We start from the raw sequence: 10582 nt of genomic DNA, 5'->3' as shown, positions 1-10582 counted from the left end.
ATCCAAGCAATGTACCAAGCGCAACCGGCGCCTTGTCTCCTGTAATATTAGGAAACATTACGCCTGTAACACTATAAAAAAGGGGATGGAAGAAATGACAGAAGCAGCAAATATGGAAAATGAAATTTTTGAACTTATTGCATACGGAGGAAATGCCAGATCACTTGCATATGAAGCGTTAGAAGCAGCTGAAGACTATGATTTTAATAAAGCTGACGAACTTTTAAAGCAATCTCAAGAAGAGCTCAGTCATGCTCATAAAACGCAAACTGCGCTTATTCAACGTGAATTGAACGGAAAAACAATTGAAAAGTCGCTGCTTTTAATTCACGCACAAGATCATTTAATGACGGCTATTTCAGAGCAAAAATTAATTGAACATATGATTAAGCTTATTAAAAAATTTAAAAAAGAAGGCGAAAATCAATGAAAAAGCTAGGTATTGCGATTTACCCGGAACATTCGACTGTCGAAAAAGATAAAGCGTATATAGCACTTGCGCATCAATACGGATTTACCCGCATTTTTACATGCTTGCTTTCTGTTGAAGGCGATCAGAAAAAAGTAATGGCAAATTTTAAAGAAATTATTGAGTTTGCCAATGAGCTAGAGATGGAAGTAGTAGTGGACATCGCTCCTCGCGTATTTGGAGCGCTTGGCATTTCTTATGATGACTTATCTTTTTTTCACGAATTAGGGGCTTATGCTATTCGTCTTGATCTAGGGTATACGGGAAATGAAGAGTCCATTATGACCTTTAATCCATACGGCTTAAAAATTGAAATTAATATGAGTAATGCGACGAAGTATGTGGATAATATTTTAAGTTACCGACCGAATCGAAAGCAGCTGCTCGGGTCGCACAACTTCTATCCTCATCGATATGCGGGGTTGTCGTATGATCACTTTTTGAAGTGTTCAGCATTGTTTAAAGAACATAACCTTGAAACAGCAGCCTTTATTAATTCACCAAGCGCTACTTTTGGACCGTGGCCTGTTACTGAAGGACTTTGTACGCTTGAAATGCATCGCACGCTTCCGATCGACGTGCAGGCTAAGCATCTTTTTAAAACGGGATTAATTGATTGTGCAATCATTGCGAATGCGTATGCATCAGAAGAAGAGATGAAGGCGCTGCGTGATGTTGTTCAGCAAGAGCGCTTTACTTTTAACGTGACCCTGTATGATACGATTACCGAGCTTGAGAAAAAAATTGTGCTGGAAGAGTTTCATTTTTACCGCGGAGACGTATCTGATTATTTAATTCGCTCTACGCAAAGCCGAGTAAAATATAAAAAAGAAGAATTCAAGCCTACGTATACTCCTTCCATTCGAAGAGGCGATATTTTAATAGAAAATGAACTCTATGGACAGTACAAAGGAGAGCTGCAAATTGCGCTGTTAGACATGGAGAACTCAGGTAAAACAAACGTAGTAGGACGCATTGCAGAAGAGGAAATTTTTTTACTAAATGAACTGCAGCCATGGGACAAATTTGCTTTTTGTGAGCGGTGATAAAATGGACTATATTATTGGTATCGACGGCGGGGGAACAAAAACAGAAGGCGTTGCGTATAGCTTAGACGGTCAAGAGCTCGCTGCTTCAAAAAGCGGCTATGGAAATTTGCTCATTAATTACAACACGGCTATTACTCATATTGATGAATGTATTACGGCGTGCAAAACTGCGCTTGCTGGTCATACATGTAAAGGCATTTCACTAGGGCTTGCTGGAAGTAAAGCATTATCTAAAGAAGAAATAAAAAGATATTTTTATGATCGTTATCAGGTAGAAGTAGGTTTATATGATGACGCCATGATTGCACATGAAGCACTACTGCACGGAAAAGACGGGATTTTAACCATTGCAGGAACTGGAGCCGTCAGCATTGGGAAAAAAGACGGAGTGTACGAATACGGAGGAGGGTGGGGACACCTTCTTGGAGATGAAGGAAGCGGATATTGGATTGGTCTTCAAGCACTGATATTGCTGACGAAAGAGCATGATCAAAGCCTTCCTTACAGCAGCCTTAGTCAGACAATCTTGCAACATGTAAAAGCAGATACCATACACGATATAAAAAAGTTTGTCTATTCATCTCCTAAATCAGAGGTTGCTTCACTCACTCCGCTTGTTGTAAATCAAGCGAGAAATCATAAACAAGAAGCAAGTGACATTCTTCAACAGGCTGGAAAGAACCTTGCAAACATGACTCTTCATTTATATAAGAAACAGCGGTTTGAAGGGAGCTGCTTGCTGTCATGCAAGGGCAGCATTTTAACGGAAGTTCCAGAAGTGTTTGATGTTTATAAAAAAGCATGTGAAAAAGAAATAAAGCATATCCAGTGGGCAACACAGCGAGTATCATCTGCTAAAGGAGCTTATCAGCTGTTCATAAACGAGTATAAATAGAGAAAAAATGATGGTGGAAAAGGCAGGGGATCACAGTGAACTTAAATCATATCTTAACAGAAAAACGCAATCCGCAAACCTTAAACATTGATGAATTATCAAGTCTGGAAATTGTAAAAAAAATTAATGAAGAAGATCATCAAGTGCCTCAGGCGATCAATAAAGTGCTGCCTGTTATTGCTCTGTTAGTAGATGAAATTGTCAGTGCCTTTAAACAAGGCGGACGTCTTATTTATATCGGAGCAGGTACAAGCGGGCGGCTAGGTGTATTAGATGCATCTGAATGTGTACCAACATTCGGTACACCTGCCGAACAAGTAATTGGGATCATAGCCGGGGGAGACAAAGCGCTCCGTCATGCGTTAGAAGGAGCAGAAGATAATAAGAAACAAGCGATAGAAGATTTGAAAGCGATTAATTTATCAAATAAAGATATTCTTGTAGGTATAGCTGCAAGCGGAAGAACTCCTTATACACTCTCAGCGCTTGCGTATGCAAACAGCCTGGGAGCAGTAACGGGCTGTGTTGTAAATTCTCCTCAATCACCTATGGAACAAGAAGCAAAATATGCAATAGTAGCAGAATCAGGGCCGGAAGTTGTAACAGGTTCAACAAGAATGAAAGCCGGAACTGCCCAAAAGCTTGTTCTTAATATGCTGACGACCGCTTCAATGATTCAAATTGGTAAAGTCTACAGCAATCTAATGGTAGACGTACAGCCGACTAATGATAAACTCGTACAGCGTGCTAAAAATATTATTGCGGAACTAACAGGCGTCTCACCAGAGGAGGCAGCGGAAAGTTTACAAACATACAAAACGCCAAAAGCCGCCATTCTTGCGCTTCTTACTTCTACAGAAGGTGATGAGGTGCATCGGCTGCTTGATAAACATGACGGACATTTAAAAAAAGCCATCGGAGAAGCAATGGAACAGCCGACTAAAGATTAACTCTTAAAAGAAGTGCATACAGCACTTCTTTTTTTGTTGAGTACATTTTTTGCACAATGTATGTGGGTGAATTCGGTCTAATCATTTTGTAAGACCCGTAGTATAGTAAAAGCATAAAGCATAGTAAGTATTTCAATTTGTGCACGAATTGGACTGAAGGTGATTCATTTGTTAGACAAACGCAGTACGGCCGTATTGCAGGTTTTGCTTCAAGCCGCAACATTTATATCAGTACAAGAGTTAATGAAGCAGTTTCAAGTGTCAAGGCGTACTATCTATTATGATATTGAGAAAATTAACGATTGGCTGTGTCAGCAAGAATTAGAGTTTGTTCAGTACACATATGGGAAAGGCTTTTTTCTAAACGATCAAGCAAAGGACCAAGTTGCTAAACAAATTTCTCATGTTATGCCATCTGCTTACTTATCAGTTGAGGACCGGCAAATATACGTTGCTTTGATGTGTATACTTCGAGGCGGGAAAATCGGAACTCAGCAGCTCATGGATGAAACAGAAGTTAGTCGCAACACTGTCTTACAAGATATTAAAGACTTAAAAAACAAGTGGGCAAAGAAAGGCATATCTTTGACATATAGCTATAAAGATGGGTACGAAGTAAAAGGATCTGAAAGCGACATTCGAAATTTGCTTTATATACACATCACAGAATTATTAAGTCAACATCAAGAAGAGTTGTTGAAAAGGGTCATGAAAGCAGATTACGAATATTCAATGATTTATAACTGGCTTGTAGAGTGTGAAGATAAACTGGGAATGGCGTTTACAGACAAGATGCTGACGCAATTAGCCTATATGCTCACGTTCTGTATTCAGCGTATTGGAGGCAAGCGCTATGTAGACGCCTTGATTACTAGAAAAGACGAATTAGAAAAAACCAGGCAGTACAAAGCGCTCCAAGAAATTGAAAGCGTTTTAGGATTTGGTTTTCCACCTCAAGAAAAACATTATCTAGCCACGGTTTTACTAAGTGCAAAAGTAAATGTAGTAAATCAAGCAGATAGTGATGATTGGATGAGAAGCATTGTAAAAGAAATGGTATCACGGTTTCAAGCATATGCTTGTGTGGTATTTGAAGATCGAAATCGTCTTGAACAAAATTTATATATTCATTTGAAGACGGCTTATTACAGGCTTCTCTATAATATTCACCTCCCTAACCCTATGCTTTCGGCTATTCAAACAAAGTATCAGGATATAGTAGAACTGACAAAAAAAGCGTTGCTTCCTTTGGAAAACAGCCTTCAAACACGTATTAATGAAGACGAAATTTCTTATTTTGCTCTTCATTTCGGAGGATGGATGAAAAAACAAGAGGGAAGGCAAAAACAAAAGCGTATTGTTATTGTTTGTGCCAATGGAATTGGAACGTCCCGTATGCTTCAGTATCAGCTTGAACAACTGTTAACAGATGCTGAATTGATAGGGCCAATGACGGTAAGAGATTATGAGCAGTTTAAAGAAACCTATGATTTAGTTATTACAACTACGCCATTAAAAAAGCGAATGAATGTGATGCTTGTGAATCCTATTTTAACGGATGATGAAAAGCAGCGGTTAATCGACTTAGTTGAACCAGCTTCTTCTCAGCTAACCACTCAAGCCATCATGGGTATTATTAAGCAGCATGCAAATATTCAGGATGAACCAGCTCTGTTAGCTAATTTAAAACTAGTAATACAGCAATCTAAAAAAATGGTAAGAGAGGATAAAAAGCCAATGTTGCATGAAGTATTGCAAGAGCCATTCTTGCAGCTTACAGATTCAGCAGACGATTGGAAATCAGCTGTTAGGCTGGCTGCCAAGCCTTTGTTGAACTATGAATATATTGAACCTTCTTATGTAGAAGCAATGATCAAAAGTGTAGAACAGTTAGGCCCTTATATTGTTATTGCGCCAAAAGTTGCGCTCCCTCACGCAAGGCCGGAACAAGGTGTAAATCGTGTGGGTATGAGCATGCTTCGTTTAAAGGAGCCGGTCTATTTTTCTACTGAAAAACAGCACGGAGCGCAGCTTATTATCGTACTTGCTGCTACTGATAATGAAACCCACTTAAAAGCATTGTCACAGCTTTCAATGATGCTATCTGAAAACGATAATATTGACAAGCTTATTGCTATGAATACAAAACAAGAAATGCTTGCATTAATTGAAGCTTACTCAAATTAAAAGGAGAGATAAAAAATGAAAAAGATTTTAGTTGTATGCGGAAACGGTTTAGGAAGCAGTTTTATTGTGGAAATGAATGTAAAGAAAATTTTAGTAGAGCTTGGTGTTGAAGCACAGGTATCTCATACGGATTTAACAACTAGTAAAACGGAGCAGGCAGATATCTATTTAGGATCTGCAGATATTGTAAATCAATTGGATGATGGCACTCGCACGGTCGTGGCACTGCAAAACATTTTAAATCAAGCGGAAATTAAAGGAGCACTGCAAAAATACTTCGTGGAGGCGTAAGCCATGTTTGATTTAATTATGAAAGATATATTAGGAACACCCGCTATTCTAGTAGGGTTGTTTGCACTAATCGGTTTGTTGCTTCAAAAGAAAAAAAGTGCAGATATTGTATCAGGCACCTTAAAAACAATTATGGGTTTTCTTATATTAGGAGCGGGAGCTAATATATTAATTGCTTCACTTGAAGCGTTTGGAAAAATGTTTAATAAAGCGTTTTCCGTTGAAGGCATCATTCCTAATAATGAAGCAATTGTAGCTGTAGCTCAACAAACGTTTGGTACAGAAACAGCGATGATTATGCTTTTAGGTATGATTGTAAATATCATTATCGCGCGCATCACGAAATTTAAGTATATCTTTTTAACTGGGCATCACACCATGTTTATGGCTTGTTTGATTGCAGCAATTTTATCTACCGGCGGGTTAACGGGAGCACCTTTGGTTTTGATCGGTGCACTATTATTAGGTATTTTAATGGTTTTATTTCCTGCACTGCTTCAGCCGTATGTGCGTGAAATTACAGGGTCAAACGATATTGCCGTTGGTCATTTTGGTTCCTTAGGCTATTTAGTAGCAGGGTTTATCGGCAAGCGAGTAGGAAATCGCGAAAAAACAACAGAAGAAATTAAAGTTCCTCAATCCTTAGGATTTCTTCGGGATACATCCGTTTCTGTCTCACTGACCATGACCGTTTTATTTATTGTTGTGGCACTTTTTGCAGGTCCTGCATTTATCGAAACAAAATTAAGCGGGGGTCAAAATTTTATTGTGTACTCGCTAATTCAAGCAATCACTTTTGCAGCAGGAGTATATGTCGTGCTGGCGGGTGTTCGTATGCTTTTAGCAGAAATTGTACCAGCATTTAAAGGAATTGCTGACAAAGCGGTACCAAATGCCATTCCAGCTCTAGATTGTCCAACTGTGTTTCCGTTTGCTCCTAACGCAGTGGTCATTGGATTCTTTTCAAGCTTTATCGCAGGTCTCATTTCAATGTTCTTTTTGCCTCTATTTGGTCTAAGTATTATCGTGCCAGGCCTCGTTCCGCACTTTTTTACGGGAGCAGCTGCCGGAGTATTTGGAAATGCGACGGGGGGAAGAAGAGGAGCAGTGGTCGGGTCATTTGCCAATGGAATCTTAATTAGTTTTTTACCGGCTATTTTACTGCCTGTTCTCGCGTCGTTAGGTTTTAAAGGCACAACATTTGGAGATTCGGACTTTAGTGCGGTAGGTATTCTTCTTAGCATGCTAATTAAATTATTTACGTAAAGATAAAAAACTCATGTTACGCTAGTAGCATGAGTTTTTTATGATATTGGAAACGGAGGAGCAATGAATGAAAATTGGGTTAGCTCAAGTGGGATTTCCAAAGTCAGCCGCAGAGGGTATAGAAAAGGTAGAAAATTATATGAAACAAGCAGCAGAAGAAGGGTGTAACCTTGCATGTTTTCCAGAATCAATTGTGCCGGGACTTAGAGGAGTGGGTTTTGAAGTTGAGACATACAATCACGAAATTCAACAAAATACGCTTTATAGAGTTAAGTTGCTTGCCAAACAGTTAAAACTCAACGTAATTTTACCACTGGAGTGGCGCGACGAACTTGGTATGCATTTAACTGCTTTTGTAATTGATGAAAATGGAAAAGAATTAGGGTATCAAACTAAAAATCAAATTGATCCAGCAGAAGATCAATTTGGTTATAAGCCTGGAAATGGCCGCCAGTTGTTTGAAATAAACGGCGTGAAATTCGGTATTGTCATTTGCCATGAGGGATGGCGCTATCCTGAAACTGTCCGATGGGCTGCTATAAGAGGAGCAAGCATTGTGTTTCATCCACAGTTTACTGGTGAAGTACCAGATCCGAAGTTTTATGATTATGCAATGATTGCAAGAAGTACGGAGAATGGTATTTACTTTGCAAGCGTGAATTATGCCTTAGAGAACCAAAAAAGCACAACTTCTCTTCTTTCTCCAAAGGGTGAATGTTTGATAAAAGCGAAAGCTGAAAAGCAAGAACTACTAACGTATACGCTAGAGCCCGGTGAGGCTAACCGGCTGTTAGCTCAGCGTCTGTTATCAAATTTACTATTGTAAAAAAGTTTATTTTCTCTAGTTAAATTAGCATGTGCGCTCATATAACCCTTTGGTTATTTCTCCTTATGACGATATAAACGTCAATATGGTATTATCAAAAGTTAAAGGGGTATTAAAAGGTGTGTGGAAACAATGGATCGAAAAAAAGTCGCATCAGTAGCTGGAGCATTGGTTATTGCCGTAGGAATTTGGCTATTTCAAAGCGGGAAATTTAAAAGTGAAGCGCAGGCAGATAAGTTTACGAGTACATTTTTGGTCGATCATGAACAAACAGACAATGGATTTGAATTATTTACTTCGGATACCAATCAATATAGGATGTGGTTTCCGCTTCAGTATGTTATTCATAAATCTTCTTATAAAAGCAGTGAAGATGAAAGTGAAGTATGGACAGCATCAACGAAGGAAAATGATTCATACAATGCTGGGAAAATAACGGCTTTATTTTCTAAGAAAAAAAGCAAAGCAGCTCAAAATAAAATAGATGCTTTTCAGCCTGATTACATGTTAAAAGGTAAAAATGCAACGATTTATGTGAAAAAACAAACAAGAGATGGAAAGCATAGCATTTACCATGCTTATGTGAATGATGATTATTCAGACAAGTATATTTACTATACGTTTGAACTAAAAAGCAGCGAACAGACAAACAGTACAAAACAGCAGTATTGGGTAGAAAAAATTCTTCTAAATACACAGTTTCAAAAAAACTCAGCTGAATAGTCAGCTGAGTTTTTACGTAAGGGTTCATAATACTTTTCCTTTTTTATGTAAACGGGTACAATATGAGTAAGGAGGCCTTTGTATGATTGAAAAACAAGCAGTTGGTGAAAAAGCAGCACAATTTGTTGAAGATGGAATGATTGTAGGGCTAGGGACAGGTTCAACAGCTTATTATACAATTGTAAAACTAGGTGAACGAGTAAAAAATGGATTACACATCAAAGCGGTTCCTACTTCTCAAAAAACAGAAGAGCTGGCAAGGAAACTAGGTATTCCCATTGTTACCTTAGCAGATGTTGAATATATTGATATAGCAATTGACGGAGCAGATGAAGTAGATAGCGAACTTTCTTTAATTAAAGGAGGAGGAGGCGCGCTGCTTCGAGAAAAAATGATTGCGTACGCAGCGAAGCGGTTTATCGTGATTGCAGATTCTAAGAAAATAGTGAAGACGCTAGGAGCTTTTCCTCTTCCTGTTGAAGTTATACGTTTTGGCTGGGAAATGACGGCGAAGCACATTCGCAGTGCAGGTTGTGTACCGCAGCTTAGGCTTTTAGATGATCATACGCCGTTTATCACCGATAACGGAAATTACATTCTAGACTGCCATTTTTCGGAAATTGAAAATCCTGCTGAGTTGGAAAAACAGCTGATAAGGATCCCAGGCGTAGTAGAAAGCGGTTTGTTTGTAGGTATGACGGAGGAAGTCATTACCGTACAAAACCAAGATGTTCATATCATAAAAAAATAGAAGCTTTGGCGTCGGGCCTAGGCTTCTATTTTTTAATTGGAAAGAACGTTCCAATTTTTCTCTAATTGATATATGTATTGAGACGCGTTCAGTACATTTGGATGAACGAAAGTATCAATTGTTTTTTGCGGACAAGCAGATCCGTATAATGAAAAAATGATAAGCTTGCTATGCTCGATTGGTGATACAACGTGAGATAAACAGCGATAAGAAGGATTTATTAAGCTTTTTACCATCTCATGGATATCTTCTTTGTCGTAAAAATCGACTTCAATTTCCGTCTTTACTAAATAACGGCTTTCAATGGCGCTGCTTCGGTAATAATTGTAGCGTGCTCCTATGAAGTAGGACGGATCTGATGTTGAAACGTCCAAATTCGTATATGTTTGATCCTGCTTGCTTTTATAAAAAATAGAATCATGAGTATGCTTCATGAATTCTTGATAAGTTGTTCCATCTTCCCACAGAGCTAGAATACAAGCATCTGTTTCATCTTCCACGTTCCAACCCCCTAATTGGCCAATGAAACCATTCACGTGTGCCAGAGCAGCCCAATGCTGTTGCGTATATGAAAAAGATGCTTTTTTATCAGTCGGTATGCTGCATTTCACAATTTTTGTCAACATTCTCCCATCACCTCAATTAATTACTTCGATAAATGAAGGGAAAATCCTTCTAAAAAGAGGAAAATCATAGACATATCCCCCCTTTAAAAGCCATACATTTCAAATAGGACAATGTTAGGGAAAGAAGGGGAAATGAATGAAAGTTTTTCGTGCAAAAGCCTGTCAATCTCCTATGCGAAAAGGCTGGTCAATTATGTTTCAGCATCCGTTTAAAAAAGATGAAAGAGGAAGATCGCACCCGTTTGTTAAACGGTTTATGTATACAGAGCAACACGATGAAATTGACATTCTGGTTGAAGAAATGAATGAACTGCTGAGAGTGCAGGATTTTTGGACAAGTACTGCAAAAGGAAGAGCAAAAGCAAGATATGATGAACGAGTAGTGAATGCTTTTTATAACGATATTGAAAAAAGAACGAGCGAACAAATTGACAGCGAGTATGAGTACATTCATGTAATCGGAGAACAAGGAAGCGGCAAAACAGCCTTAATCCGCCAGCTTCTTGGTATAAAAAAGGAATGTGGCTTTCTAGGAATAGGCAGTAAAGG

At 38.6% G+C, this 10582-nt stretch carries 11 protein-coding genes and 1 pseudogene; 11 read left to right on the top strand and 1 reads right to left on the bottom strand.

Annotated elements, in window-relative coordinates; translation table 11 throughout:
* Positions 1–94 precede the first annotated feature (94 nt).
* The 10 genes from AC1DRF_RS10520 (at position 95) to rpiA (ending at position 9407) form a co-directional block, all read left to right on the top strand.
* A complete protein-coding gene (locus AC1DRF_RS10520) occupies positions 95–430 on the top strand; it encodes a PTS lactose/cellobiose transporter subunit IIA (RefSeq protein WP_013055725.1) in 336 nt (111 codons plus the stop codon).
* Positions 427–1515 carry a DUF871 domain-containing protein gene (locus AC1DRF_RS10515; RefSeq protein WP_427075606.1) on the top strand — a complete coding sequence of 363 codons (1089 nt, stop codon included), beginning with the start codon at positions 427–429 and terminating at the stop codon, positions 1513–1515. The genes AC1DRF_RS10520 and AC1DRF_RS10515 overlap by 4 nt, the downstream gene beginning before the upstream one ends.
* Positions 1505–2413 (top strand): BadF/BadG/BcrA/BcrD ATPase family protein, encoded by a 909-nt coding sequence (locus AC1DRF_RS10510; protein WP_477740709.1) that lies wholly within the window; start codon positions 1505–1507, stop codon positions 2411–2413. The genes AC1DRF_RS10515 and AC1DRF_RS10510 overlap by 11 nt, the downstream gene beginning before the upstream one ends.
* Positions 2414–2448: 35 nt before the next feature.
* Positions 2449–3363: an N-acetylmuramic acid 6-phosphate etherase gene (murQ, locus tag AC1DRF_RS10505; RefSeq protein WP_047931788.1), complete on the top strand. Its 915-nt coding sequence runs from the start codon at positions 2449–2451 to the stop codon at positions 3361–3363.
* A 168-nt stretch (positions 3364–3531) separates the two neighbouring features.
* Positions 3532–5550 carry a BglG family transcription antiterminator gene (locus AC1DRF_RS10500; RefSeq protein ID WP_477740708.1) on the top strand — a complete coding sequence of 673 codons (2019 nt, stop codon included), beginning with the start codon at positions 3532–3534 and terminating at the stop codon, positions 5548–5550.
* A gap of 15 nt (positions 5551–5565) precedes the next feature.
* Positions 5566–5841, top strand: a complete 276-nt coding sequence (locus tag AC1DRF_RS10495; protein ID WP_013055730.1) for a PTS sugar transporter subunit IIB — start codon at positions 5566–5568, stop codon at positions 5839–5841.
* A 3-nt stretch (positions 5842–5844) separates the two neighbouring features.
* Positions 5845–7107 carry a PTS ascorbate transporter subunit IIC gene (locus tag AC1DRF_RS10490; RefSeq protein ID WP_013055731.1) on the top strand — a complete coding sequence of 421 codons (1263 nt, stop codon included), beginning with the start codon at positions 5845–5847 and terminating at the stop codon, positions 7105–7107.
* A 67-nt stretch (positions 7108–7174) separates the two neighbouring features.
* Entirely contained in the window at positions 7175–7933 is a 759-nt protein-coding gene (locus tag AC1DRF_RS10485; RefSeq protein ID WP_427075603.1) for a carbon-nitrogen hydrolase family protein, read from the top strand.
* Positions 7934–8065: 132 nt separating this feature from the next.
* Positions 8066–8656 (top strand): hypothetical protein, encoded by a 591-nt coding sequence (locus tag AC1DRF_RS10480; protein WP_043980032.1) that lies wholly within the window; start codon positions 8066–8068, stop codon positions 8654–8656.
* A gap of 82 nt (positions 8657–8738) precedes the next feature.
* Complete coding sequence (rpiA, locus tag AC1DRF_RS10475; RefSeq protein WP_025749641.1) at positions 8739–9407, top strand: ribose-5-phosphate isomerase RpiA; 669 nt, start codon at positions 8739–8741, stop codon at positions 9405–9407.
* 32 nt (positions 9408–9439) lie between these two features.
* On the opposite strand, the gene AC1DRF_RS10470 is transcribed toward rpiA, so the two are convergent.
* Positions 9440–10033, bottom strand: a complete 594-nt coding sequence (locus AC1DRF_RS10470; protein WP_025749640.1) for a YdbC family protein — start codon at positions 10031–10033, stop codon at positions 9440–9442.
* A gap of 136 nt (positions 10034–10169) precedes the next feature.
* On the opposite strand from AC1DRF_RS10470, the pseudogene AC1DRF_RS10465 reads away from it, so the two are divergent.
* Positions 10170–10582 (top strand): annotated as a pseudogene (locus AC1DRF_RS10465) (hypothetical protein); the annotation flags it as partial.

The sequence above is a fragment of the Priestia sp. P5_B4 genome (assembly GCF_056400385.1).
This window is presented reverse-complemented; position numbering and strand designations above follow the sequence as displayed.